Below are 26088 nucleotides of genomic sequence, written 5' to 3'. Positions count from 1 at the left end.
GCGGCGCATCCATCCCAACGCACATCACAGCACGAAGGAGTACTGAATGAAGCGCACACGACTCGCAGTGGGGGCCTCGACGCTCCTGGTCGCAGGCCTCGTCCTGACCGGCTGCTCGGGGAGTTCCTCATCCGACGGCGGAGAGGGAGGTGACAGCGCGACGGAGCCCATCCACCTCGGGGCCGTGCTCGAGGTGACAGGCCCCTTCGCCTCCGCGGTCGAGCCCGTGCTCAACGGACTGAACCTGGCGATCGACCAGGTGAACGACGAAGGCGGCATCGACGGAGCACCGCTCGAGCTTCTGGTGGAGGACTCCACCTCCGACCCGGCCACGGGTGCTGCTCTCGCCCGCACGCTCTCCGACAAGGTCGACGTGGTGTTCGGCACCGTCGGGGGAGGCGGCTGCCGTGCCATCCAGCCCATCCTCGACCGCGCCGACGTGCTGCAGTACTGTCAGTCGCCGCAGCCATTCGAGCCCACGGAGAACTTCTTCTGGGGGCTCGCGCCGTTGCGCGACTACCCTGCGGCCACGGCGGCCTGGCTCGAGGACATCGGGGCGAAGCGGCTCGCCTTCATCGGGCAGGACGACGCCAGCGGCGACGGCTACCTGTCTCTGTTCGAGGCGATCGTCGACGCCGACCCGGGCGAGTTCGAGATCGTCGCCGATCAGCGTTTCGCCCCCGGGGAGACGAACCTCGAGACCCAGATGACGGTTCTCCGCGACTCCGACCCGGATCTCGTCATCGCGGGGACCTCAGGCGGCAACGTCGTTCCCGTGGTGCGGGCGGTGAAGGCGCTCGGCATGGAGCAGCCGGTCTGGGTCGGCACCGGATCGGCGTCGATATCGGCCCTCTCCCCGCTGGCGAACGACCTGCCGGCCGGAGGACTGTACACGAACGCGTTCTGGGTCGATGTGTCGGGCGAGGTGCCCGCATCCGTCGCCTACTCCGACCAGGTGACCGCGTTCGCCGAGGCCTATGAGGCCGCGTACGGAACGACGCCGGGCTCAGGAGCGGCCGGTGCGTACGACAGCGTGATGCAGGTGGCAGCAGCTCTGCGCAGTGGCGCGGCCACCGGGCCCGAGATCGCACGGTACCTCGAACAGAACGCGTTCACGGGCGTGCTCGGCGAGTACGCGATGTCGCCGGAGCGACACCAGGGCGCGTCGCTGCCGCCCATCATGATGGAGTTCGGGGCCGACTCGACCTTCACCCTCGCCTTCGACGGGTCGTAGCCCCGTCGAAGGGCCGGCGGGCCGGCGCTCCTCGCGGGGCCGGCCCGCTCAGCGGCTGTCGCCCTGGATCACCCGATCGAGGAGCTCACCCGTGAGCGCGCGTTCGCCAGGGCTCAGCGAGCTGATGTCGTCGAGCGAGGCACGGAGGGCCGCCGCCGCGCCGGCTATGCCGGAGGTCGCCGGCCGATCCGAGAGATCGAAGGCGGCCTCGAACACGGCTTCGCGCGCAGCGACGAGGATCGCCTGGTGCTCACGCGCGGGCTTGCGCATGAGGGTGAGCACGGTTCCCGCCACGCCGCCGTCGGCCAGATCGACCGCCGACTCCTCGGTGATGCGCAGGCGCCCCGCCTGGGCTATGCGGCGCACGCTCTCCCGCACGATCGCGATGCCTGCCGTCCAGGCGGGCGACGGCGGGGTGCCTCGCCTGACGTGCATGAGCAGGAACACTTCGGGATTCGCCAGCCCGAAGGCGACGTGCGCGTCCCAGTCCCGCCGGAAATCGGCGATCGGGTCGTCGGTGAGGGGGCGCCGACTCTTCTTCTCGATGTAGGCGAAGAATGCGTCCTCGGCCACGGCGTCGAGCAATCCGTCCTTGTCGCCGAAGAGCCGGTAGATGGTGGGCGCCTGAACAGAAGCGGCGGCAGCTACGGCCCGGGTGGTGGCCGCCGCCGTGCCTCCCGAGGCGATCAGCGCCGCCGTCGCCCCGATGATGCGCGAGCGGGTGTCGTCGGTGGCGTCGCGCTCGAGCGTGGGTGAGGAGGTCTCCATGATGGTCGAGAGTAGCCACGAATCACCGAAATGGAAAATTGTTAGCGCCGCTATTGCGTTAGCGAGTTAAACACGCAAGTGTTAGCAGCGATATCGCAGTGTAGCGACATCCGGTCACCGGACCGATCCCGAAGAAAGCTGGAGAGTCACATGGTCGATGGAGACACCTACGATTACATCGTCGTCGGAGCCGGGAGCGCCGGGTGCGCTGCCGCGAACCGCCTGGTCACGGAGTACGGAGCGCGGGTCCTGCTGCTCGAGCGTGGTCCGGTCGACAAGAGCATGCTCATCCGCTGGCCGGCACTGGTCTTCACCATCATCCAGGGCAAGGCGGGCAAGAAGTGGGCGAAGCACTACCACTCGGTGCCCCAGCCTCGGGTGAACGGGCGTCGCATCCACGTCGTGCAGGGGAACACCCTCGGCGGTTCGAGCTCCATCAACGTCATGGCCTACCTGCGCGGTTCGAAGGCCGACTACGACCGCTGGACCGAGGCGGCGGGCGGCTTCGACTGGGGATGGGACGTCTTCGCCCCGATCTTCCGGCGTCACGAGGGCAACCGCCGGCTCGACAACGAGGCGCACGGGGGCGACGGGCCGCTGAAGGCGAACGATCCGGGCTACGTCACTGAGGCCAACGAACTGTTCATGAAGACGATGCAGCGCCGCGGCGTGCGGTACACGACCGATTTCGGTGCCGGCGACCTGCACGGCGTCGGGCTGATGCAGGTGCACACCCGGAAGGGTCGCCGGGTGAGTGCCGCCGATGCCTTCCTCAAGCCGATCATGGGGCATCCGCGTCTCACCGTCGTCACGGATGCCGAGGTGCGCACCCTGCGCTTCTCCGGCGACCGGGTGGTCGGGGTCGACTACCTGCATCGAGGCCGGATGAGGTCGGCGACCGCCTCGAAGGAGACCATCCTCACGGCCGGCCCCCTGGTCACGCCCAAGATCCTGATGCACTCCGGCATCGGCCCGGCTGAGCACCTCGCCGAGTTCGGTATCGAGAGCCGGGTCGATCTTCCCGGAGTGGGCGAGAACTTCATGGACCACCCGATCGTGTCCTGGATGGGCACCACGAAGGGCAAGTACGGCATCTTCGGCGAGGACACCGGGCTGCGGGCCGTGAAGAACGCCCTGCAGTACATGCTGTTCAAGACCGGCCCCATCACCTCGAACGGGCCGGATCACATCGCCATGCTCAACCTCGACGACCCCACCGCCACCGCAGAGCCCAACGTGCAGATCTATTGCGTGCCGATGCTCTGGAGTGAGTTCCTGAAGGGCCGCAAGAACACCGACGGCGTCACGCTCATGGCCAACATCGTGCAGCCCTACTCGCGCGGCCGCGTGCGGCTGGCGTCGGCCGACCCGGCCGCCGACCTCGAGATCGACTTCAACTGGCTCAACGATCCGCGAGACGCCCCTCTGTTCGTCAAGGCGCTCAAGTACCTGCGTTCGGCGTCGAAGTCCGAGCCGATCGCCCACATCATCGACGAGGAACTGGTGCCGGGGCCGCGCGCCGTCTCCGACGAAGACCTGCTCGAGGGAATCCGCGCCACGCTGCGTACGAACTACCACCCCTCCGGCACCGCGAAGATGGGCGCCGACGACGACCCGATGGCGGTGCTCACGCCCGATCTGCGGGTGCGCGGTGTCGCCGGCCTCCGGGTGATGGATGTCTCGATGATGCCGCACATGATCTCGAACTCCTTCGAGTCGACGGCATGCGCGGTGGCCGAACGTGGGGTCGACCTCATGATGGGCCGCCGCTGACCGTCGGGACCCCGCTCATCCGCACCAGGTGCTGCCAGCCGGCGTCGAGCTGGGCGGGGTTCCACACCTGCTCGCGCTTGAAGACGGTCTCCTCCTCGTCGGACCAGCTGGCCGAGCCGCCTGCCGCCAGCGCGCTGAGGGCGGTGCGGCAGGCGCGTTCGAGAAGCACGGCGTACATGGTCGCGATGCCCATGGTGGGCCCGACGGTGACAGCGCCGTGATGCGGCATCAGCACGCCCCGCGCACCGCCGAGGGACTCCGCGAGAGCGGCGCCCAGCTCCCGCGTGGCGATGAGGGCGCCCGTGCGCCCGAAGCGGGGGATCTGCGGATGGTCGAAGGGCACGGCGTCGTGCGAGATCGGGCGCAGGGGTACGTCGAGTGAGGAGAACGCGTTGACCGCCGGGGCATGGATGTGCACCACGGCACCGACATCGGGCCGTGACGCGTAGATCTCGGTGTGGATCGGGTACTCCAGATGCCGGCGGCCGGAGCCCTCGAGCACCTCGCCATCGGGTTCCACCAGAAGCACGCGTGACTCGTCGATCTCGCCGAGGCCCCACCCCGAGGCCTTCATCCAGGCCCCCCTCCCTTCGGGGTCGCGCACCGAGGCGTGGCCCCACACCATGTCGTCGAGGCCGGCGGCGGCGAGGGCGCGACTACCCTTCACGACCTCGGAGACCTGTTCGCGGCTCACTGGATCACGGCCTGGTCGGACGGGCGCACGAAGGCGGTGCGCTTCGCGAGCCAGCGCTCCGGAATCGCCGAGCCCCACTCGTCGACGGCTCGCTGATCTTCGAGCGACCACACCCGGGGATGGGTCCAGCGCGGGTCGTCGCCGATCGAGATCATGCCGGTGTCGAGTTCGACGAGCAGGTCAGAGGCGTCTTCGGTGTAGGCGAAGACACTGCCCCCGGTGCCATGGCGGCCGAGGCCCCACACCAGGTAGTGCTCGTCGTCGACGTAATTGTCGACCCGGCCGACGAGCCCGGGGAGGGTCCCGTAGTCGAACGCGATGTGGTGCAGTCTGGGGTCGCCCTTCAGCACCGCCACGCCGTGGTGCGGGGCGTTGAAGACCGGGCAGTGAAGCCAGGCGAGGAAGGGGTCTTCCCTGCTGCCGATCCAGTCGGAGGGCAGCAGGCCGAAAGCGGCGGTGAAGAACTCCATCATGGGCGCCACCTCGGGCACGGCGATGTTGAAGTGGGAGAACCGGAACGGTCGCTCGAGCGCCACCGCGGCGGGGGCGGGCACAGTCTCCATGCCCCGGTACAGCTTGACCGCGTAGCCGAAGGGGATCTCCAGAACGTGAGCCTCGGCGACCCCCGCGTGGCTGATCGGGCCGATGTCGATGGCTCCCGCCGCGACCGCCGTCGCGACGTGTTCTGCGAGGTCGCCCTCGACCTCGAGGTTGAGATGCCGGAGAGCTGTCTCGTCCGTCGCCGACTGCTGCAGCATCAGGTCGTGATGCCGATCGGCGGCACGGAGGAACGCGGTCGATCCGTCGTCATCGGTCACGTCGAGGCCGACCTTGTCGACGAAGAATGCCGTCGAGGCCGCCAGGTCGGGAACGTCGAGGGTTATCGATCCGACACGCGTGATCATGGGAGCTTCCTCTCATCCGGCATCATTACCGGCGGTCAATAGTACGTACTCGAAGGAGTTCGACATTACCGTTCAAACAAGCCTTGTGCTACCGATTTTGACGATGTACGCTCCGATTCGTACTTATACGGAGCTATTCAGTTCCGTGGTGTCGACAGAGAGCAGTGGCAACGTGGCTGAGACCTATCAGGCGTCGGATGACGTCTTCGCGGCGCACCCGGCGCAGGGGGCGGCACTCTCCGTCCCCCGCGAGCCCCTGGTGTACGAGCTGAACGGTGAATACATCGCCGGAGGAGTCTCGGTCGGGCAGCGTGAGTGGTTCATCCGTGGGCAGAACTCGTGCATCTCACTCGCGTGGACGGACTCCGGCGAGTCGCTCCCGACCAGGTCGGTGCCCGATGAGCACGCCATCCTCGTGCTCGCCGGCACCGCGTACGAGGTGGCCTCTGCCACGGGTACGGAGGTCGTGGAGGGCCCGGCCTTCGTCGTGGTCCCTGCGGGGTCGACGACGCTGACCTCCCTCCGGCCGGGGTTCGTCGTGCGGGTCTTCTCCGCGCGTGCCTCGGCCGTGCGCGATCGTGCAACCAACAGCGAGCGGTACTCCACCGCCGACCCGAGGGTCACGCCACTGGAGGAATCGGCGCCGGGTCCGTCTACCCTGCGCGTTCATCCGCTCGCCGACCTCCCGCCCGCAGACGGCCGCTTCGGGCGCATCTTCCGCACGGAGTCGCTGATGGTCAACTGGTTCGAGCCCGAGTTCGGCCCCCGCGACGAGAACTCCCTCACCCCGCACGAGCACGCCGACTTCGAGCAGGCGTCGGTGACGCTGGCAGGGGAATACGTGCATCACCTGCGCACTCCGTGGACAGCGCGACTCGGCGACTGGCGGCCCGACGAGCACGTGCAGGTCACGAGCCCGTCGATCACCATCATCCCCCCGGGCATCGTGCACACCACCCGTGCCGTGAGCCCCGGCACGAACGAGCTCGTCGACGTCTTCGCGCCGCCCCGCGACGACTTCATCGCCCGGGGCTGGGTGCTGAACCAATCCGACTACGACAGCAACAGAGAGGACTCATGATGGCCACCGTCGTTCCCCCCGCACCCGTGCGAGAAGACCTGAGCCCGTTCCCCACGGGGCCGGGCACTGCAGCCGGGCGGTATCTCCGCGACTTCTGGCAGCCCGTCGCGCTCTCGACCGACCTCGCTCCCGGAGAGGCGAAGCCACTGAAGATCCTCGGAGAGGACTTCACCTTCTACCGCGGCATGGACGGCACACCCGTCATCACGGCGCCCGGATGCCCCCACCGGCAGACCCGCCTCTCCCTCGGCACGGTCGAGGGGAACGACATCCGATGCCTCTTCCACGGCTGGAAGTTCGACTCCGCGGGCGCCTGCCTCGAAGCTCCGGGTCAGGGAGGCACCCTCGTGCAGCGTACGCGCGTCGCGACGTACCCCGCCGCCGATCACCACGGCCTGATCTTCGGCTACTTCGGGGCGGGAGAGCCGCCGGCCCTCCCCGACATCTTCGGCTTCTCGAAGAAGTACGGCCGAGACATGGAGAACGCGCGCGTGCACGACGTCGGCACCTACCGGCGGCTCTGCAACTACTACATCAATGTCGAGAACGTGCTCGACCTCGCCCACGTGCCGTTCACCCACCGCCTGTCGAGCGATCCCACCGTCACCGAGGTGGGATTCTCGGCGAGCGTCGGAGTGGTGCGCGACATCACGATCGAGCGCTCCGAGCTCGGCATCAAGGCCGTCGAGGTCGACGCCGACGGCTACCCGACCGAGGCCATGGTCATCCTGCCGAACGCCATGCATCTCATCGTCGGCCAGCGCGACGGCTACCTCGAGCAGGTGGCGTGGCGGGTGCCCGTCGACGACGAGACGCACCTGAGCTTCCAGGTCACGACGCTTCACACAGACGAGCCCGGAGCTGAGCGCTACTGGGCGTACAAGGAGCGCCAGGGTGCGCTGATCGCCAAGTACCCCGACACAGAGATCTGCGCGGAGCAGATTCTGCGCGGCGAGAAGAGCCTCCGCGACTTCGTTGACCATCCCCTGCTGGTGAACATCGAGGATCACGTGGCGCAGATGGGCATGCGCTTCATCGCAGACATCGGCAAGGAGAATCTCGCCCAGTCCGACAAGGGTGTCATCCAACTGCGCCGCATGTTCATGAGCCGCCTGGCGGACTACGTGTCCGGCACCCCCAACGTCGTGCACACCTGGTAGCGATGAGCGCCGAAGAACAGGGCTCCACCCTCACGCTGGCACCGGGGATGTCCGGCACGCCACGGCTCGACCTGCGTGTGCGGGAGATCCGGTGGGAGGCCGATGGTGTCGTCTCCCTTGTGCTCGTCGACCCGGCGGGCGCAGAGCTGCCCGAGTGGCAGCCGGGCGCCCACCTGGAGATCGTGCTGCCCAGCGGTCTCGTGCGGCAGTACTCGCTGTGCGGCGACGTCGCAGACCGCTCCACCTACCGCGTCTCGGTGCTGCGCGAAGAGCAGGGCCGCGGAGGGTCGCTCGAGATCCACGACACCGCCCTCGTGGGCCGGGTGCTCGAGGTGCGGGGGCCGCGCAACCACTTCGAGCTGCGGCCGGCCGGGCGCTACGTGTTCATCGCGGGTGGCATCGGCGTAACCCCCATCCTGCCGATGATCCGCAGTCTCCCGGCCGATGCCATCTGGGAACTGCACTACGCCGGGCGATCGCTGTCGACGATGGCCTTCGTCGATGAACTGCGCGCGCTCGATGCGGGTCGTGTGCATCTGGCGGCGCGCGACGAGGGTGGGCGGCTCGACATCGAACAACTCGCTTCCTCGTTCGACGACGGTGTCGCAGTGTACTGCTGCGGTCCGGCCCGGCTGCTGGAGGCCGTCGAAGAGGCTGTGCACCGGCTGGCTCCCGGCGTGCGCGTGACCACCGAGAAGTTCGCATCGAGCTTGCCGGGGTCGCCGAAGCCTGTGCCGGAGGGCGGCGAGCGGGAGTTCGAGATCGAGCTCCCGCGTCGCGGAGTGCGTCTGCGGGTGCCCGTCGACCGCTCCATCCTCGACGTCGTGCGCGAGGTCGTTCCCGGTGCTCCTTCATCGTGCGAGGAGGGGTACTGCGGAAGCTGCGAGACGCGCATCCTGGCCGGGCTCGCCGACCACCGTGACGAGATCCTGACCCCAGAAGAACGCGAGGCGAATCAGACGGTGTTCACCTGCGTGAGCCGATCGTTCAGCGACACCCTGGTGCTCGATCTGTGAGCGCCAGCATGGTGGCGCCGTGGGGCGACCGGCGTTTCGGAATCGGCACCTGGTCGAAGCTGCCTGTGCCGGAACTCATGGAGGTCGTGCGCTTCGCCGGTTACGACTTCGTGGTGATCGATCTCGAGCACGGATTGCACGACGCCCGGTCGATGGCGCTCGGCGTGCTCGCCGCGCAGAGCGTGGGGCTCAGGGCGTTCGTGCGCGTGCTGGGTCACAGCGTCGCCGAGCTGCAGGGCGCGCTCGACGCGGGTGCCGACGGCGTCTTCGTGCCGCACGTCGACTCCCGCCGAACAGCGGAGGCGGTGGTCGCGGCCTGCCGGTTCGCACCACGCGGCAGCCGCCGGGGCAGCCCCACGACACGCTTCGGCGGCTGGTCGACCTCGACGCAGGAGGAGCTCGTGGGTGCGGGCGACACGCTGACCGTCATCGCTCAGGTGGAGAGCCCGGCTGCCGTGGCCGCCATCGACGACATCGTCGCGGTCGACGGCATCGATGCGCTGTTCATCGGCACCTACGACCTCAGTCTCTCCTCGGGTGTCGACAGTGCGAGCCCGCAGTTCGCGTCGCACATCGAGACAGTCGAGCGGGCTGCCTCCGGTGTGCTGGCGCTGGGCTCGCCTGCCGTCGATGGTGTCGACGCCGCCCGCCTGGCCGAGGGTGGCTACCGCTTCGCCATGGTCGGCAGCGATGTGACCTTCCTCGGCGAGGGTGCGCGGCGTGGTCTCCAGGGCCGGCCGCAGCGAGGGCGGAGCGACGAATGAACCGGCCGAGCGATGTGCTCCGAGCTGCGGATGCGCGTGAGCAGCTGCACGCACTCGTCGTGGGGCTGTGGTACGAGATCGACCACGACGACGGCACCGGTGCGGCGGCATTCTTCACGCCCGATGCGACGCTGACCTTCGAGCGGGCGAGCTTCCGGGGTCGCGACGAGATCGCGGGTGTCTACGCCGCGCGCACGGGTCGTGGGCCACGGGTGTCGCGCCACCTGGTCACGAACTTCCATCTGCTCCGCGCCGAGAGCGACCGCGCCGCGGCGGTGTCGGTGCTGCTCCTGTTCGGAGACGACGGTTCGGCCCCCCGCCCCGTCACCACTCCGCTCCTGATCGCCGACGTCGCCGACTCGTACGAGCGGGTGGACGGCGAGTGGCTGATCTCCGACCGGCGCCTCACCCACCAGTTCATCGCTCCCGACTCGGTGCTCGCCGTGCCCACCCGGTGACGGATGCGCGTAGCCGCCGCCCTGCGCCCGGCACCCTGGCGGCGGGAGACACGAGCTACAGGTCGCCGACGCGGGCGAGTCGGGTGAGGGCGTCGAGGAACCGTTCGCGTCGAGGCGGGTCGAGCGGCTCGAGTGCGCCCTCCTGGGCCTGACGCACGCGAGGCGCAAGATCGCGCGCCGCCTCGGCTCCCGCATCCGTCAATTCGAGCACCTGCCGGCGTCCGTCGGCGGGGTCGCGATAGCGGTGCAGCCAGCCGCGCTTGTCGAGGCGCGAGACGATGTCGGCGGCCGTGGACTTGTCGAGCGCCGCGATCTCCCCGAGCACACGCTGGTTGATTCCCGGCGAGCGGGTCAGGGTGATCATCGCCGACAGCTGCGGGCCCGTGATTCCGTTGCCGACGAACTCGCCGATCAGGGCGGTGTGCACCTGGCGGGCGCGGCGCACCAGCACGCCGGGGAGTTGGCTGGTCCAGGCACGTGTGGAGTCGAGGTCGGCCCTCCCGACCGCGGTCAGGTCGGCGAGGAACGGCTCGTGCTCCGGCTCCTCCAACGGCGACAGCAGCTCGTTCTGCACTCTCTGCGCGGCGGGGCGGAGCTGGTCGAGGGCGAAGCGGGCGGCGGCGGTGAGGGTGAGCACGTCGCGCCGGGTGTCGAGGGCGCTTCGTTCGCGGCTGATCCACTGGTTGCGGGTGAGGCGGCGCACGATGTCCATGGTCGACGACTTGTCGAGGTACGCGAGCTCACCGACCTTGCGCTGGTCGCTCCCGGGCTTGGCGGCCAATGCCTCGAGGACGGCGAACTGGGGGCTCGTGGGCTCCGTGCCGATCGCCTCGGTCCAGAGCGCCGTGTGCAGCTGCAGAGTACAGCCGAGCACGTACCCGAAGAACGATCGCAGCGGGGTCGAGCGGAAGCCCTGCGCAGTGGTGAGGTCGGTGTCATTCATCCGGCACTCATCCTATGGGCAGCCGGATGCGTGCACACTACGTGCCGCCCCGACCGGGCCCGACCCACCTAGCCTGCTCCTCGTATCGACGCCACCGCACCTGTCGTCTCGATCACCGGATCGGCTCTCTAAAATAAGACGCACACCAACTAATCTGATGGGGCGCTCGAGGGATCGCGCCGCTCAGGCGGCTCCCCGCCGCGCCCAGCGCACACCTTTTCAATGACGAAAGTTGGAGCACCGATGACGCACGACCCGACCCGCTTCACGCACACCGTCGCATCCGACGGCCCGGCCAAGGGCATGACCTTCGCCGGGCAGCACCGGTTGTCGCCGGCGGCCCTCGCCAACCGCGACGTGCCTCTGGTGGTGGCCATCCATGGCGGCGGCTACACCTCCGACTACTTCACCGTGCCCCAGCACTCGCTGCTCGATCGGGCGGCAGCCCTCGACGTACCCGTCATCGCCCTCGACCGCCCCGGCTACGGCGGAAGCGACGCCGTCTCCACCGGCGACTCGGTCTTCTTGGCCAACGCCGAGGTGCTCGACCATCTCATCGCGGAACTTTGGACCGAGTATGGGGCGGGGACTGCAGGGGTGTTCCTGATCGGACATTCGTTCGGCGCCGTGGTGGCGATGGCGATCGCCGCGCGCCGACCGGGGTGGCCGCTGCTCGGCATCGCCGTGTCGGGCTGCCTCGTGCGCTTGCCCGAGGGTTTCGCGGCGAACTGGGAGCAGGCGCCGGAGTGGGTGCCCATCCCTCCCGGGGTGAAGGCGGGCCTGATGTTCGGCCGCGACTGGACGCGTCGCCCGGAGATGCCGGAGGCTGCGGCCTTCGCGAGCGTGCCCGTGTCCAAGGCCGAACTGCTCGAGATCGGCACGCTGTGGGAGCCGCGGCTGTTCGGCGAGATCACGAAAGACATTGCCGTGCCTGTGCACCTGCGTCACGGCGAGTACGACGCCCTCTGGTTGAGCAGCGACGATCAGGTGGCCGAGTTCGTGTCGGCTCTCACTGCTTCGCCACGGGTCGACGCGGAGCTGTTCACGGGCGCCGGTCACGCCATCGACTTCGAGCGGGGGAGCGCTGCGCTGCAGGTGCAGCAGCTCGGCTTTGCGCTCGATCTGGCCGCACGCCTCGTGCGCGAGAACGCCTGAGGCGGGACGCGTCGAGGGTGGGGTGAGGTGGCCGTTCAGCACGTCCCGCGTACGCGGCGCGAACAGTTAGGTCCTCTTCGTGTGCTGAACGGTCTCCTCGCTCGCACGGGCACGGGCACCGGCACGGGCGGGGTGGGGCGCGGCGAGCGTGCGCCTCAGGGAAAGATCGTGTCAGGCAGGATGCCGGTGAATGCGAGCATCACGCGCCTGCGGGCATGATCTTCGCTGTCACCGAACCGGTCCACCCCGAATGAGAGCAGGGTCACCAGCTCGAAGACATCGTCGACGTCGACGTCACGCCCTCCTGTGGCCGCAGCGAGGAACACGGCAGTTCGGTCTCTCAACGGTGCGCATGCCTCTCGAACGACCGAGGTGTCGTCGGCGAGGGCGTCGATGATTCGTGCCGGCATCCCGTGCCAGGTGCGCAGATGCCAGGTGAGGCGGCATAGCCACTCGCCGAGTGCCGCTGACGCCGTGGTCTCCGCCGCCAGCTCGTCGCCACTGTCGATGAGGTGCTGGATGTTCTCTCGCATCAGTTCGACCAGCAGCTCGTCGCGCGTGGGGAAGTTGCGGTACAGGGTCGCGTTCCCCACGCCGGCGGTCTGGGCGATCCTATCGAGCGAGGCATCCGTTCCCTCCGCATCGAAAGTGACACGAGCAGCCGCCAGGAGAGCCGCCCTGTTGCGTGCGGCATCGGCGCGTGGTCTCCCCGTCATGGTCGGCCCATCCGTTCGAAGTGGGGACTGTCCCCATATACTGATGTGGGGAGAGTCCCCACATCTATGGAATGGAAGCGTACATGAAGCCGACCCTGCACGGACGGACAGCATTGGTGACGGGGGCGAACGGAGGACTCGGTCGCGAATTCGTGCGTCAAGCGCTCGACCGTGGTGCCGCGCGTGTCTACGCGACGGCGCGGAACCCGCGTGAGTGGGAAGACGACCGGGTCGTGCCCCTCGTGCTCGATGTCGCCGATGCACCGGCGGCGCGCATCGCTGCGGAGTCCGCCGGCGACGTCGACCTCGTCATCAACAATGCCGGAGTGGCACTCGCCGAGGATGTGTCGCTGCTGAGGGGTTCCGATGACGCACTGCGTGTGACGATGGAGACCAATTTCTTCGGTGCGCTGCGTGTCGCTCAAGCCTTCGCGCCGGTGCTCGCGCGCAACGGTGGTGGCGCGGTGATCAACGTGCTCTCGGCCGCGAGCTGGATCAGCGTCCCGACGGCGTACGCCGCATCGAAAGCCGCCCTGTGGTCGGCGACGAATTCTCTGCGCATCGAGCTGGAAGAGCAGGGCACTCATGTCGTCGGGGTGCACCTCTTCCTCGCCGAGACTCCCATGACTCGGGGGCTCGATCTGCCGATGATCGAAGCGGGCAGCGTCGTCAGCCAGACCTACGACGCCCTTGCGGAGGGCGCCTGGGAGGTGATCACCGACGACACCACCCGGCGGCTCAAAGCGCAGCTCGGGGGAGACCTCCGCGAGATGTACGCCACGCCTTTCCTTCCCGAGGCGACCGGTCGAGCTTCTGAGCGAGCGTGAGCCAGGCGGCTCGCCACCGTATGCGATGAATGGGTCCGTCGTGCGGCCACCACGCCGCACGACGGACGCTGGTCCGAGCCTTCGCCGATGGCCGTGAATCGCCGGGCCATATTCAGCCGACCCGGACGGCCTCCTGCAGGCGGAGTGCCCGTTCTCTGAGCGCGCGGAGCGACCCTCCTTCTGTGGCGTCACCGAGCAGGCTCCGTCCTACACCGACGGCGGTCGCGCCGGCTCTGATGCACTCGCCCGCATTGCGTTCGTCGACGCCTCCGGTCGGGACGAGCGGAATGAACGGAAGGGGCTCGCGAAGTGCCCTGATGAGCTGCGGCGACCCCACCCCAGCTGGAAAGACCTTCACAGCGAGAGCACCCGCTCTATGAGCCGTCAGCGCCTCGGTGGCCGTTGCGGCGCCACAGAGCACCGGGATTCTGCGCTCGACCGCGGCACTCAGGACGTCGAGGACCACTGCAGGCGTCACGAAGAAGCTCGCACCTGACTCGGCCGCAGCGGAGGCCAGCTCGGTGGTGATGACGGTTCCCGCGCCGAGATACACGCCCTCTGGAATCGAAGACGACATCTGCCTGATGGCTTCGACCGAGCCGGGGGTCGTCAGAGCGAACTCCAGAGCGGAGATGCCGGAATCGATGAGGGTCTCTGCGCAAGCGGCGAGGTGGGACGCGCTGTCACTCCGGAGTATTGCGACGATCCGTGCAGCTTCCAACTGTTCGAGGTCGAATACTCCTCGGGTGATCATGCCGTGACCTCGCCGGGAACGAGCAGGACCTTGCCGCGCGGCTCGCCACTGGGCAGGTCGTGGCCACGCAGGGCGCTGATGGCATGCTCGATACTGGTCAGTGGATACCGATGGGTGACGACCGGGCTGGGGTCGAGTGAACCCTGGTTCAGAAGCGCGACCACGAGCCGCCATGCCTCCGCGGTGTACCCGAAACTCCCGCGAATGCGAAGATCGTTGTTGACGATGTCGTCGCTGCTGATACTCACCGCGCGCTCATGGCCGGCGATGCCGAGGAGTAGCAATTGCCCCCCGCGGCGCGGAGCGGTGAATGCCGTCTCGACCGCGGAAACCGCCCCGGCAGCTTCGATGACGTAGTCAAAGCTGCGTGGATCGATGGAGCCGGTGGTGAACTCCGTTGCGCCAAGCCGCAACGCAAGCTGACGTTGACTCTCCCGCAGGCCCGCTACCACGATAGATGACGGAGACCACAGACGGGCTGCGTGGGCGGCGAGTAGTCCGACGGTGCCGTCGCCGATGACGAGAAGCCGGCTTCCGCGTTCGGGTGGCAGCTCGTTCATGCCGCGGATGACGACCGCCATCGGTTCGACCAGCGCCCCTGTCTCGAGGGCGACGGAGTCGCTGAGGCGGTGTACCAGATGTTCGGCCGCGGTGACGCTCGGACCGGCGGCTCCGTCTTTGGTGAAACCCAATTCGTCGTACTGGGCGCAGAGATTCGTCGCGCCGGCCCGGCAGGCGGGACACGTCCCGTCGGGGACGATCCCTTCTACTACCACATGGTCGCCCGGCTGCACACGCGTGACCCCCGATCCCGTCTCGGCGACGGTACCGCTCCACTCGTGGCCGAGAACCAGGGGGTAGCGCACGTAGGCCGGGTCCATCGCGCCGTCGATGATCTCGAGATCGGTGCCGCACACGCCAGCGAATGCGGGCACGATACGCACTTCGCCCGGACCGGGGGGCGTCCATGTGCGTTCGGTCAGGCGGATGTCGTGTGGCGCGCTGACGACGACGGCAATGCCGGTGCCGCTCTTTTCGGTCAGTGGTTCGCGGGTGGATTCGTCAGCAGATACTCCTGCCATGATGGGCCTCCAAAGCCGTTCGAGATCTTGTCGGCGTGTTCCCGTACGAGCTCTCCGAGCTCTCGGGCGCGCCAGGTGGTGATGTCACGTTTCAGGCCGGTGATGCTGATGGATCCCAGAGGCGATCCGTCGCGGCCGAGGAAGGCGGCGCCGACGCAGTACACGCCCTCGTCGTCTTCCTCGTCGTCGATCGCGTAGCCGCGCTCGCGGCTCATGGACAGATCGTTCATCAGCGTCGACACGTCGGTGATGGTGTGTCGGGTGCGCTCGGGAAGACCGTTCTCGGCAGCGATTCTGGCGACCTGCTCGGCCGACAGCGTCGACAGCAGCGCCTTTCCGGCGGCGCTGTGATGGGGGAACTCGCGGCGGCCCAGCTGGGTCGTGAACCGGATGGTCCCAGGACCATCGACGCGATCGATGAAGACGGGATGGCCCTCATCGGCGACTGCCAGTCGGGTCGTCCAACCGGTGCGAGCGGTGAGTTCGTGCATGACCGGCCGGCACACATCCATCAGTCCGAGCCCCTCGTTGAGACTGTCGGCGAGGCGGATGACCGCCCTACCGAGCCGGTACCGGGGGCCCGGTTGCACCTCGGAGACGTAGGACTGGGCGACCAGCGTGCGCAGCAGCGCGAAAGTCGCGCTCTTGGACGCCCCGAGCTGAGCGGAGAGTTCCGTGACGGTAAAACCCGTACCTCCCGCCTCGCCCAGCAGATCCAGGAGACGCAAGGCGCGGGAGACGCTCCGCAGCGTGTAGCGGTCGGTTGGATCATTCGGCTGAAGCGAATCTGAGTCTGTCATGGCGAACACGTTAGCAACGTCGGCACTGTACTGGACGGGGCTCATCGACCTTCCGCTCCGAGGACATTCGCGATCAGCCACGGATTGAGGAAAGTTCCATGGGGATCCAGGCGCTGTCGTAGTGAGAGGAAGTCCTCGAAGCGGGGGTAGAGGGATGCGGCCGGCCGAGACGACTCACTGAATACCTTTCCCCAGTGGGGACGCGGTTCAAAGTCGGCCAGCGCCCGCTCGACCAGCTCCACAGCCCTGCTCACCCGGGCGGTGTCCGGGTCCCAGGTCATGTGTACGGCCACCGTCTCCCGCTCGTACTGCGGGCTCAGCCAGAGGGTGTCGGCAGCCACGGCACGCAGTTCCCAGTCCTGTAGGACGGACGAGAGCTGATCGCGCAGCGGCAGCAACGCACGCACCGCTTCGGGTGCGCTCGCCGCCGGCAGGTGGAACTCGGACTGCAGTTCCTCACCGTTACTGGGTGTGAAGTCCATACGGAAGTGCGGAAGCCTCTCCGACCACAGGCCCGGGATGCCCAGCTGCCGCGTGCAGTTGATCGCGTCGAACCCGGGGAGGGGGTGCAGGTGCTCGGTGGCGGTCGCGTGTCCGAGAACGGCGAGCGGTAGCGCGGCGCGATCGGTGCGCTGCTTCAACCAGAGTTGGGTCGTGGCTTGAGCACGGTCGGTGAAGATGCTGACGCTGTACGCAGCATCCATCAGCTCGTCGAAGTTGGCCAGGACCGAGTCCCACGGCACGTTCTCGTAGACGCGCTGCTCGACCTCGAATTCCGGCTCGACGCGGAGTCGCACTCGAGTGACAACACCCAGAGCGCCGAGATGCACGACCATCCCCGCGAAATCGGGATGATCCTCGTCGACCTCCAGGAGACTGCCGTCGGCGAGAACCAGCTGAAGGCCGACGACTGCGGTGGCGAGATTTCCGTTGGCCCGCCCGGAGCCATGGGTGGCGGTGGCGATCGCCCCGGCGATCGAGATGTGCGGCAGGGAGGCGAGATTGTGGAGTGCCAGGCCTTCGCGGTGCAGCACCGAGGCGAGTGACCCGTATGTGATGCCTGCGGGCGCATCGACGGTGGATCTGTCTGCGGAGACCGAGACCGTCTCGAGGTCGACCGGGGAGGCCACCGCTCGACGACCATCAGTGATACCCGAGAACGAATGGCGCGACCCGACGACGGTCAGCGACTCGGCATCGGCGACGATCTGCTGCAGATCGTCGACCGTCGTGGGCTGCTCGATGGCGTCGAACGCGTAGGTGTAGGTGCCGGCCCAGTTGGTGTGCTGGCTCTTCGTAGGCATGCTCATGTCGTCCTCACTCGTGTGCGGCCGGCGTCGTGGCGCCGAAGGTCAGCACCATGGTGTTGCGGTACTGCTGGCCGGCTCGGAGAACCGGGCTCGGGAAATGTGAATGGTGGGGCGAGTCCGGGAAGGTCTGCGTTTCCAGCGTGAACCCCGCGAACGGCGCGTATTCGGTGAGCGGTGCTTTCGCGCTCACCCCGCCGAGGTAGCCGCCGACGTACAGCTGCACCCCCGCCTGATCGGTCGCCAGGTCGAGAGTTCGCCCGCTGGCGGGATGGGTCACCCGGCCCACCGTGCGCAGGCCCCGCCCGGCGAGAATCCAGTTGTGGTCGTAACCTGCCGCCTCGTCGACATCGCGGCCGGCTGCCTCGTTGACGACCTCCCCGATGTCCCGCCCGATCGCCTTCGGGGTGCGGAAGTCGAAGGGTGTGCCCTCGACCGAGAGGATTTCCCCTGTCGGCAGCAGATCGCCATCGACTGGCGTGTAGAAGGGGGCATCGAGTTCCAGCTGGTGGCTCAGCACGTCGCCTGAGGCGTGGCCGCCGAGGTTGAAGTAGGAGTGGTTCACCAAGTTCACGATGGTCGCGGCATCCGTCGTCGCCGTCATCGTGATGCTGAGTTCCGACCCGGTGAGCCGATACTCGACCGCCGACCTGAGTTCGCCCGGGTACCCGCCGTCACCATCGGCGGAGATGAGCCGGAAGGTGACAGCGTTGCCGTCGGTCGCGGGTTCGGCATCCCAGAATCGGCGGTCGAATCCGTCGAAGCCGCCGTGCAGGTGGTTCCGGCCCTCGTTGAGCTCGAGCTGGTAGGTGGTCGCGTCGAGAGTGAACCGTCCGTCCCGGATGCGATTGGTATATCGGCCTGCGGTCGAACCCATGTAGTTGGGGTCGCGGAATGCATTGGCAAGAGTGTCCCGGCCGAGGACGACGTCGGCGCGTTCACCCGCTGCGTCTGGGACCCAGAGCTCCAGAAGTCGGGCTCCCGCGTCGGTGAGCACGACGCGGATGCTGTCGTTCTCCAGCGTGAAGAGGTGCGGTGCTCGCGGCGTCGAGGTGGCCGTGGGCGAAGTGGTCTCGGTGGTCATCGCTTTCCTAACGGGTTTCGGTGGGGCGGGTCGGTGGTGCGACATCGGAGTCGTCGACGTCCTCCATGACGCTTGACATCAGGCCGATCTTGGCCGGGGTGCGCAACCGGGTGACGACGAGATACGCGACGCCGATGAGGATCCAGGCCCAGACGGCGAATGCCCCGTACGACAGAGGGGCCTCGATCGGACTGATGAAATCGACCACTTTGGCGCCGAGCGCCACCAGGAGCGCGGGGATCAGGAGGATGAAGCCGACGACAGGTATCACGACGTGGAGCCAGACGTTGAGCTCCGAGCGTCGTTTGCGGAGGAAGTAGCCGAGGCACGACAGGTGCACAGTCATGTAGATGAGCACGAAGGCGAGTGTGATCGCCGTGCCGATGATGCCGAAGGCGGTTCCCGGTCCGAAAGCGAACCCGAGTCCGAACGTGAAGATCAGGGTCACGACGATCTGGGCCACCACTGCCGTGCGCGGCGAGCGACGGCTGTCGACCTGCGCGAGCGCCCCGGGCAGGATCTTGACGCGACCCAGGGCGAAGAGCGTCCTGGTAGCGCTGTTCACGCCAGCGTTGGCGTTCGCGAAGCAGGAGACTGCGACGGCGATGAGAACGAGGAGGGCCCCGATCGGCAGGACGCGGTCTGCGATCACCTGCCAACCCTCGCCGATCGAACCGGTGATGGAGGCGAAGCCCGCGGCGTCGTCAGGTCCCCACGCCACGGTGGCGGCGTACACGGCGAAGATCTCCAGAACGCCGATGCCGAGGAGAGAGAGCATGACGGCGCGCGGGATACTCTTTTTCGGGTTCTCGGTCTCCTCAGCGAGGGGGGCGGCTGCTTCGAAACCGCTGAAGGCGAGGATGCAGTACGTCGCTCCCGCGATGATGCCCGCGATGCCGGTGTAGCCGGGCACGTTCGCGAACTCCGTGCCGAAGACTGCCAGAGTGTTGGTCGAGCCGGCGGCGATGACGATCCATATGCTGAGGCCGGCGAACAAGACGATCTCGGTCAGGCCGAAGATCAGGTTCACCAGCGAGGATTCGTGAACTCCTCGTAGGTTGATGGCTCCGATGACGACGATCAGCCCCAGGGCCCAGAGCCACCACAGATCGGGTGCACCGGTCGCGGAGGACAGGAGCGACGCCCAGATCAGCGTCAGCAGCGGAGCCACGAGGTTGGTCAGGAGCGCGTAGAGCCAGCCCACCACGAACCCGACCGTGGGGTGCAGGCCGTTGCTGGCGAAAGTGGCGAACGAGCCGGCCGAGGGCAGATGCTTCGCGAGCTGGGCTACCGAGCTCGCGACGAGCAGCAGCACCGCCAGCGCGATCAGGCATGCGGTGACCGCAGCGCCACCAGCGAAGGCCATCGCCAATGGAAGCGAGGACACGATCGTCGCGCCCGGCCCCATGAATGCGACGGACTGGAAGACGATCTGGCGGACGCTGATGGATCCCCTGGCCAGTCCGGTCGCCTGAACCGGTGGGCTGGCCGGGGACGGCGCGGGGTGCGCGTCGGGTCGGATGGCAGGCATGTCGCTCCTTCGGGATGGCCGGCGTAAATTTCAGAACAGCGTTCGCACAGCACGAATAGCTGTCAGCACATCGTTATCGACCTGAAGCCGAGCTGTCAAGCTAGATTTATGCTGTTTCAAGCTTGACGAGCTTCGACGCTAGGTGGTTATATGCGAACACCGTTCGTAACAAACGAACAGCCAAACGGTCGTCGCAACAGGGCAGCGCCGACCCGGATCCACCCGATGCCCTCGAAATGAGCCGCCATGATCCACGGTGTACTCCCGGTACTCCTCACGCCGTTCGATGCCGACCTGGCCATCGACGTCAGGGCGCTCCGGTCGGAGATCGACTGGGTGCTCACGCACGGCGTTGACGGTCTAGTGATGGGGATGGTGTCGGAGACGTTCCGCCTGTCGTCGCAGGAGCGAGACGGCCTGGTCGACTCGATCTGCCGTCACACAGCAGGGCGCGTTCCCGTGATCGCCAGCACCGGGGCGGAGAGCACCCGGGTAGCCGTGGCTCACGCCCGGTCCGCACAGACCTCCGGCGCGTCCGCCGTCATGGCGATCCCCCCGGTGTCGGTGTCGCTCAGCGACGACGAGGTCTACGCGTACTACGCGGCGATGGTCGAGGCGTTGGACATCCCAGTGATCGTGCAGGATGCGTCGGGCTACCTCGGTCACGGCCTCAGCATCGGGATGCAAGCACGGTTGTTCACAGAGTTCGGCGATCGTGTGCATTTCAAGCCGGAGTCTCAGCCCATCGGTCCAAAGCTGTCTGCCCTTCGCGACGCGACCGGCGGCGACGCCCTGATCTTCGAGGGCACCGGAGGGATCGCGTTGGTCGATAGCCACGCACGAGGCATCGCCGGCACCATGCCCGGTTCGGACATCATCTGGGCCATCGTCGCGCTGTGGCGTGCTCTCCGTGACGGAGATCAGGACGTCATCGATGCCCTCAACGGCCCGATCAGCACTCTCGTGCTGATCCAGAGCAGCCTCGACGCGTACATCGCGATTCAAAAACATCTCCTGGTACGGCAAGGTGTGATCGATGACGTGTTCGCTCGGGGACCGGTGGCCTACCGCCTCGATGCCGAGTCGGAGCGCGAGGTCGATCGGCTCTTCGACCACCTCGTCAGCGTGATGGCCCGTCGCGAGGTCGGTGCCGCAGGGCAGTAGGACCTGTGAACCGCCACGAGAAAGGAACCCCGATGCGACCACTGCGAAGCTCCGCCTGGTTCTCTCGAGACGACGAGGTCGGTCTCGAGCACAGGGCTGCCATGCGTTCCGCTGGCCACCCGGTGGAGGCGGGTGCCGCCCGCCCCGTCATCGGGCTGATGAGCTCCATCAACGGCTTCAATCCCTGCAACTTGCCATTGCGCCGTCTTGTGGACGCCGCCCGTGCTGGTGTGGAGGCGGCGGGAGGGACCGCGGTGGAGCTGCCTGTGATGTCTCTCGGCGAAGACCTGATGAAGCCCACGGCGATGCTCTACCGCAACCTGCTGGCGATGGAGGTCGAGGAGTACATCCGCTCCCAGCCCGTCGATGGTGTCGTGCTGTTCGGCAATTGCGACAAGACAGTCCCCGCCCAGCTCATGGCTGCAGCCAGCGCCGACGTGCCAGCCATCCAGGTCACCGGCGGTTTCCGATCGCCGGGACGGTTCCGCGGGGCGGAGGTCGGCGCAGGCACCGATCTCTGGGCGTACTGGTCTGAGCGGCGCGCAGGTCAACTCGACGACGAGGGTTGGAACGGCCTCGAGGTCGCACTGTCCTGCAGCCAGGGCGCGTGCAATGTCATGGGCACCGCCATGACCATGGGCATCCTCGCCGAGACGCTCGGCATGATGCTGCCCGGCAGCTCGGTGTTGCCATCCGACGATCCGCGTCTTGCTGAGCTGGCGACCCTCGCCGGGCGGCGGATCGTCGACCTCGTCGCGCAGCAACAGCGGCCGAGGGACATCCTCACCGAAGCCGCCTTCGACAACGCACTTCTCGTCTTGGCGGCCTGCGGCGGGTCGACGAATGCGCTCGTGCACCTCAGCGCCATCGCCGGTCGCCGAGGTATCCGCCTCTCTCCCGACCGCCTGGCGGTCGCCTCTGCTCAGACGCCGGTGCTGGTCGACGTCGCACCCATCGGCAGCAGTCACATCGCGGCCTTCTCGGCAGCCGGGGGCGTTCCCGCGCTCCTCAGGGAACTCGCACCTCTGCTGCGGCGCGACGTCGTCTCCGTCGGGGAGGCCGCCCTCGGAGCAACCGTGGACTCAGCTGCGAGCCAGGTCATACGCAGCCTGCACGATCCGGTCACGGACGTGCCGGCGTTCGCCGTGGTGCACGGCAACATCGCGCCGGACGGTGCACTGATCAAGACGGCAGCCGCGTCGCCGGCTCTGCTGAACCACGTCGGCACGGCGATCGTGTTCGACGGCTACGAGGACATGCTCGCCCGTATCGACGACCCAGAGCTCGGGGCGACCGCGGGCTCCGTGCTGATCTTGCGCAACTGTGGGCCCCGCGCGGGAGACGGATTTCCCGAATGGGGCATGATCCCCGTGCCGAAGCATCTCGCCGAAGCCGGTGTGACCGACATGGTGCGTCTGAGCGACGCGCGCATGAGCGGCACCAGTTTCGGCACCTGCGTGCTGCACATCGCGCCCGATGCAGCGTCCGGCGGACCCCTGGCCCTGCTGCGCACCGGCGACGTGATCGAACTCGATGCGGCGGGCGGACGCATCCACGCTCGCGTCGACGCCGTCCAGTTCGACCGACGGCGTGCTCTCTGGACGAAACCGACGAGCCGTCACCGGCGCGGCTGGCCGCGACTGTTCGATGAGCACGTGCTGCAGGCACCGGAAGGTTGCGACTTCGACTTCCTGGTACCTGAGGACGACGCAGCCCTCGAGTGGCAGGAGCCGACGGTGGGCCGATCCTGATCAGTCGCTGACCCACCACTGACCAACTTTCAAGACCCGGCCGAGCATGCAGGCCCGCCGGGCCATCGAGCGCGCCCTGACACGCCTCGAACATCGCGACTATCCCCGATCTCCCGACGCCGATGTCGGGATGCACCGCACCATTCACAGAAAAGAGGATCGATATGAAACGCACTCTCCCCGCGGCGGTCGCGCTGGCCGCCGTCAGTGTGCTCGCTCTCACCGGATGCACCTCAGAAAACGGCGAAGCGGAGTCCGGCAAGGGCCCGACCTTCGCGGAGGACGCCTTCAGCACCGCCGAGTCCAGCGGCAACAGCGAGGACTGGGTGTCCTGGGATGCGGCTTCGTGCGCCTTCCAGCCGGCGGAGGATCACCCGGACGAATGGGCCGCCGCAGCGCGGAAGCCGACTGGTGACTTCACGGTCGGTTTCGCGGCACAGGACACTGTCAACGAGGTCAACGTGACGATGAACGAGAGCATGACCTCGTTCGCCGAGGATGCGGGAGTCTCGCTCGCCTTCGCCGACTACAAGTTCCCGAGCACCAGCGAGCCGGTCGCTGCAGCTCGTTCGATCGTCGTGCGCGAGCCGAGTGTCGTGGTCAGCAACAATCAGGTCGACGACCTCCTGGCCAGCGTCAACCAGGTCTACCAGGAAGCCTGCCTGCCGGTCGTCCAGGTCGTCACGGAGTACGACGGCACGGTGCTCTTCGGACCGAGCAACAGTGACATGGGCCGGCTCGAGGGTGAACGCCTCGTCGAGTTCGCCGAGGCCCAGGGCTGGACGGCGGAGGACTCGACCCTCATCACCACGTTGTACCCGGTGGGCGGTCCCGAGGTCGCCAAACGTGCCGGCACCTGCAAGTCGGTCGTCGAAGAGGCCTTCCCCGGTATCCCGTCGATCAGTCATGACACGAACAGCACCAACGCGCTGGAGCTGCAGAACAACTTCAGCGACGTCCTCACGTCGAACCCGGATGCGGGACACATCCTGGTCTGCACGAACGCCGATCTCTGGGCTCTGGCTGACGCAAACGCCCTCGAGCTGGCCGGTCGCCAGGCAGACGCCGCCGTCGTGGGTGTCAACGGCGGCTCGGCCGTGCTCGATGCAATCGAGGCCGGCAACACGGCGCTGATCGGCACAGTCGACCTCGGTGCCGCTCAGTGGGGCGAATACTGGATCCCCCTCGCGGAAGACATCGCCGCCGGAAAGCCCGTGCCCGCCCAGGTCTACGCCCCCATCACGATGCTGCCGGCAGAGCTGCCGGCACGTTGATCCGCCTCGGGTGGGGCGTCGAACGCCGACGTCCCGCCCGACCCACACGGAAGGCTCCACATGACCACCAACCCCAGTCTGTCGCTTCGTCGACGGCCCGACCTCACGCGGCTCATCCGTGCCGGATCGGGTGCTCAATACCTCGGACTGATCATCGCTCTTGTCGTGGTCTCCGTGGCTCTCAGTCTCCTCAGCCCCTACTTCCTCCGGCCGGCGAACCTGCTCAACATCGGCGCAGCGATCTCCTTCACCGGCATCGTCGCCGCGATCACCACCGCCGTGCTGATCAGCGGCGGCCTCGACCTGTCGATCTCGGCAGTCATGGCGTTCTCGGGCTGCGTCGTCGCGGTGTCGCTCAGCGCCGGGCTGCCCTGGTGGCTCGCGATCGGCCTCGCGATGCTGAGCGGCCTCGTCATCGGGGCGGTCAACGGCGGTCTGATCAGCTACGTCGGAATCAATCCGTTCGTCGTAACGGTCGGCACACAGTTCCTGGTTCGCGGGCTGGCATTCCTCGTGACCGCCGGCGTCGTCATCCCGGTCAGCGATCCCGTCGTGCGATTCCTCGGTCAGGGACGCATCTTCGGGGTGCCGTTCTCGCTCCTGCTGATGGCCGTCGCGTTCGTCGTCGCCGGATTTCTCCTTCGCTCGACGGTGTGGGGCCGGCACTGGTACGCCATCGGCGGCTCCCCAGAAGGCCGCATGGCTCGCCTGGCCGGCATCCCGGTGCGTCGCCGTACCTTTCAGCTATACGTGCTGAGCGCCGTCTTCTCCGCGGTGGCCGGAGCAGTCGTGGCCGGATACACGACTGTCGGCGACGCGAACGCTCTCACCGGGCTCGAGTTGTCCATCTTGGCGGGGGTCATCCTCGGAGGAACGGCGCTCACCGGCGGGCGCGGAACCGTGATCGGCACCGTGTTCGGCGTCATCCTCATCGGCGTCATCAACAACGGCATCCAGTTGCTCAACCTGGGCGTCGCCGCCCAGTTCATCTTCCTAGGAGGAATCTTGCTCATTGCTGTGGTCTTCGACCAGATCAAGACGCGGAGGCAGACGCGATGAGGGGGGCGACAGGCGTCCCCGCCTACGAAGCGCGTGGCCTCACGAAGCGCTACGGCCACATCGAGGCGGCCACGGACATCTCGATCGAGTTCCACCCGGGTGAGATCACCGCCATCGTCGGCGACAACGGGGCGGGCAAGTCGACGCTGATCAAGATGCTTACCGGCGCGGTGCGGCCCGACAGCGGAACCCTGCACCTCGGCGGCCGGGAGGTGCGCTTCCACGACCCCTTGGACGCCCGCCTTCAAGGGGTCGAGGTCGTGTATCAGGAATTGGCTCTCGCGGCCAACCTCGACGTCACCGCGAACGTCTTCCTCGGCCGCGAACTGCGCAAGCGCGCGTTCGGTCCGCTCAGGGTGCTCGACAAGAAACGGATGGCCGCCCAGGCCCGCGCCGAGGTCGCTTCCCTCAGCATCAACCTGCCGGCCGTGGTCGGCCCGGTCGTCGGTTCGATGTCGGGCGGGCAGCGGCAGTGCGTGGCTATCGCGCGCTCGGCGTTCTGGGCGAAGGACATCGTGCTGATGGACGAGCCGACGGCGGCCCTCGGCCTCCGTGAGTCGACCGCGGTGCTCGAGCTCATCACGTCCATCAAAGAACGGGGCCTCGCGATCGGACTCATCAGCCACGCCCTGCCGCACGTGTCGGAACTCGCCGACCACGTGGTGGTGCTGCGTCACGGCCGGAAGGTCGCCGACATCCGTCACGAAAAACTCACCGTTCAGCAACTGATGGGGCTGATCGTCGAAGGCAATCCGGCCGCACGGGTCGGTTGAACATCTCGCTGCGAA

At 67.5% G+C, this 26088-nt stretch carries 25 protein-coding genes; 14 read left to right on the top strand and 11 right to left on the bottom strand.

All coding sequences use genetic code 11. From position 1 onward, the window contains the following. Nucleotides 1–46 precede the first annotated feature (46 nt). Nucleotides 47–1234, top strand: coding sequence for an ABC transporter substrate-binding protein (locus HL652_RS17900; RefSeq protein ID WP_171706566.1), 1188 nt, complete (start codon nt 47–49; stop codon nt 1232–1234). A 48-nt stretch (nt 1235–1282) separates the two neighbouring features. Here the strand turns inward: HL652_RS17900 and HL652_RS17895 are convergent, their stop codons facing one another. Continuing rightward, a complete protein-coding gene (locus tag HL652_RS17895; RefSeq protein WP_171706565.1) occupies nt 1283–2002 on the bottom strand; it encodes a TetR/AcrR family transcriptional regulator in 720 nt (239 codons plus the stop codon). Nucleotides 2003–2152: 150 nt separating this feature from the next. On the opposite strand from HL652_RS17895, the gene HL652_RS17890 reads away from it, so the two are divergent. Beyond that, a complete protein-coding gene (locus HL652_RS17890) occupies nt 2153–3775 on the top strand; it encodes a GMC family oxidoreductase (protein ID WP_171706564.1) in 1623 nt (540 codons plus the stop codon). Here HL652_RS17890 and HL652_RS17885 read toward each other — a convergent pair. Continuing rightward, nucleotides 3756–4469 carry a class II aldolase/adducin family protein gene (locus tag HL652_RS17885; protein ID WP_171706563.1) on the bottom strand — a complete coding sequence of 238 codons (714 nt, stop codon included), beginning with the start codon at nt 4467–4469 and terminating at the stop codon, nt 3756–3758. The genes HL652_RS17890 and HL652_RS17885 overlap by 20 nt on opposite strands. Beyond that, entirely contained in the window at nt 4466–5374 is a 909-nt protein-coding gene (locus HL652_RS17880; protein ID WP_171706562.1) for a VOC family protein, read from the bottom strand. Before HL652_RS17880 ends, HL652_RS17885 begins: the two co-directional genes overlap by 4 nt. A gap of 172 nt (nt 5375–5546) precedes the next feature. Between HL652_RS17880 and HL652_RS17875 the strand changes: the two genes are divergently transcribed. The 5 genes from HL652_RS17875 to HL652_RS17855 are packed head-to-tail and all read left to right on the top strand — an operon-like array spanning nt 5547 to nt 9853. Continuing rightward, entirely contained in the window at nt 5547–6455 is a 909-nt protein-coding gene (locus tag HL652_RS17875) for a cupin domain-containing protein (protein ID WP_171706561.1), read from the top strand. Next, nucleotides 6452–7615: a Rieske 2Fe-2S domain-containing protein gene (locus tag HL652_RS17870; protein WP_171706560.1), complete on the top strand. Its 1164-nt coding sequence runs from the start codon at nt 6452–6454 to the stop codon at nt 7613–7615. The genes HL652_RS17875 and HL652_RS17870 overlap by 4 nt, the downstream gene beginning before the upstream one ends. Before the next feature lie 2 nt (nt 7616–7617). Beyond that, nucleotides 7618–8631, top strand: coding sequence for a PDR/VanB family oxidoreductase (locus HL652_RS17865; protein WP_253743428.1), 1014 nt, complete (start codon nt 7618–7620; stop codon nt 8629–8631). Next, nucleotides 8628–9395, top strand: a complete 768-nt coding sequence (locus HL652_RS17860) for an HpcH/HpaI aldolase family protein (RefSeq protein WP_171706559.1) — start codon at nt 8628–8630, stop codon at nt 9393–9395. Before HL652_RS17865 ends, HL652_RS17860 begins: the two co-directional genes overlap by 4 nt. Continuing rightward, on the top strand, nt 9392–9853 hold the full coding sequence (locus HL652_RS17855) for a nuclear transport factor 2 family protein (RefSeq protein WP_171706558.1): 462 nt from the start codon (nt 9392–9394) through the stop codon (nt 9851–9853). The genes HL652_RS17860 and HL652_RS17855 overlap by 4 nt, the downstream gene beginning before the upstream one ends. Before the next feature lie 55 nt (nt 9854–9908). Here HL652_RS17855 and HL652_RS17850 read toward each other — a convergent pair whose 3' ends face one another. Next, the gene (locus HL652_RS17850) at nt 9909–10796 is read right to left on the bottom strand and encodes a MarR family winged helix-turn-helix transcriptional regulator (RefSeq protein WP_171706557.1); all 888 of its coding nucleotides are present in this window, start codon (nt 10794–10796) and stop codon (nt 9909–9911) included. A gap of 243 nt (nt 10797–11039) precedes the next feature. Between HL652_RS17850 and HL652_RS17845 the strand changes: the two genes are divergently transcribed. Continuing rightward, nucleotides 11040–11951, top strand: coding sequence for an alpha/beta fold hydrolase (locus HL652_RS17845; protein ID WP_171706556.1), 912 nt, complete (start codon nt 11040–11042; stop codon nt 11949–11951). 155 nt (nt 11952–12106) lie between these two features. On the opposite strand, the gene HL652_RS17840 is transcribed toward HL652_RS17845, so the two are convergent. After that, nucleotides 12107–12667, bottom strand: a complete 561-nt coding sequence (locus HL652_RS17840) for a TetR/AcrR family transcriptional regulator (RefSeq protein ID WP_171706555.1) — start codon at nt 12665–12667, stop codon at nt 12107–12109. A gap of 83 nt (nt 12668–12750) precedes the next feature. Between HL652_RS17840 and HL652_RS17835 the strand changes: the two genes are divergently transcribed. Continuing rightward, complete coding sequence (locus tag HL652_RS17835; RefSeq protein ID WP_171706554.1) at nt 12751–13494, top strand: SDR family oxidoreductase; 744 nt, start codon at nt 12751–12753, stop codon at nt 13492–13494. 112 nt (nt 13495–13606) lie between these two features. Here the strand turns inward: HL652_RS17835 and HL652_RS17830 are convergent, their stop codons facing one another. The 6 genes from HL652_RS17830 to HL652_RS17805 are packed head-to-tail and all read right to left on the bottom strand — an operon-like array spanning nt 13607 to nt 20052. Continuing rightward, on the bottom strand, nt 13607–14248 hold the full coding sequence (locus tag HL652_RS17830; RefSeq protein WP_171706553.1) for a bifunctional 4-hydroxy-2-oxoglutarate aldolase/2-dehydro-3-deoxy-phosphogluconate aldolase: 642 nt from the start codon (nt 14246–14248) through the stop codon (nt 13607–13609). Continuing rightward, on the bottom strand, nt 14245–15330 hold the full coding sequence (locus HL652_RS17825; RefSeq protein WP_171706552.1) for a zinc-dependent alcohol dehydrogenase: 1086 nt from the start codon (nt 15328–15330) through the stop codon (nt 14245–14247). The genes HL652_RS17830 and HL652_RS17825 overlap by 4 nt, the downstream gene beginning before the upstream one ends. Continuing rightward, a complete protein-coding gene (locus tag HL652_RS17820; protein WP_171706551.1) occupies nt 15288–16130 on the bottom strand; it encodes an IclR family transcriptional regulator in 843 nt (280 codons plus the stop codon). Before HL652_RS17820 ends, HL652_RS17825 begins: the two co-directional genes overlap by 43 nt. Before the next feature lie 41 nt (nt 16131–16171). After that, nucleotides 16172–17434 (bottom strand): D-arabinono-1,4-lactone oxidase, encoded by a 1263-nt coding sequence (locus tag HL652_RS17815; RefSeq protein WP_171706550.1) that lies wholly within the window; start codon nt 17432–17434, stop codon nt 16172–16174. Between the two features lie 13 nt (nt 17435–17447). Further along, a complete protein-coding gene (locus HL652_RS17810; protein WP_171706549.1) occupies nt 17448–18521 on the bottom strand; it encodes an aldose epimerase family protein in 1074 nt (357 codons plus the stop codon). 7 nt (nt 18522–18528) lie between these two features. Further along, nucleotides 18529–20052, bottom strand: coding sequence for an APC family permease (locus tag HL652_RS17805; protein ID WP_171706548.1), 1524 nt, complete (start codon nt 20050–20052; stop codon nt 18529–18531). A 246-nt stretch (nt 20053–20298) separates the two neighbouring features. On the opposite strand from HL652_RS17805, the gene HL652_RS17800 reads away from it, so the two are divergent. The 5 genes from HL652_RS17800 to HL652_RS17780 all read left to right on the top strand — a co-directional run bounded on the left by HL652_RS17800 (nt 20299) and on the right by HL652_RS17780 (nt 26073). Continuing rightward, nucleotides 20299–21216: a dihydrodipicolinate synthase family protein gene (locus tag HL652_RS17800; RefSeq protein WP_171706547.1), complete on the top strand. Its 918-nt coding sequence runs from the start codon at nt 20299–20301 to the stop codon at nt 21214–21216. A gap of 32 nt (nt 21217–21248) precedes the next feature. Next, on the top strand, nt 21249–22967 hold the full coding sequence (locus tag HL652_RS17795) for a dihydroxy-acid dehydratase (protein WP_171706546.1): 1719 nt from the start codon (nt 21249–21251) through the stop codon (nt 22965–22967). Between the two features lie 164 nt (nt 22968–23131). Then, nucleotides 23132–24241, top strand: coding sequence for a substrate-binding domain-containing protein (locus HL652_RS17790; RefSeq protein ID WP_171706545.1), 1110 nt, complete (start codon nt 23132–23134; stop codon nt 24239–24241). Nucleotides 24242–24301: 60 nt separating this feature from the next. After that, nucleotides 24302–25300 carry an ABC transporter permease gene (locus tag HL652_RS17785; protein ID WP_171706544.1) on the top strand — a complete coding sequence of 333 codons (999 nt, stop codon included), beginning with the start codon at nt 24302–24304 and terminating at the stop codon, nt 25298–25300. Beyond that, a complete protein-coding gene (locus tag HL652_RS17780; RefSeq protein ID WP_171706543.1) occupies nt 25297–26073 on the top strand; it encodes an ATP-binding cassette domain-containing protein in 777 nt (258 codons plus the stop codon). Before HL652_RS17785 ends, HL652_RS17780 begins: the two co-directional genes overlap by 4 nt. The last annotated feature ends 15 nt before the right edge of the window (nt 26074–26088 follow it).

This window comes from Herbiconiux sp. SALV-R1, from assembly GCF_013113715.1.
Classification (GTDB): domain Bacteria; phylum Actinomycetota; class Actinomycetes; order Actinomycetales; family Microbacteriaceae; genus Herbiconiux.
This window is presented reverse-complemented; position numbering and strand designations above follow the sequence as displayed.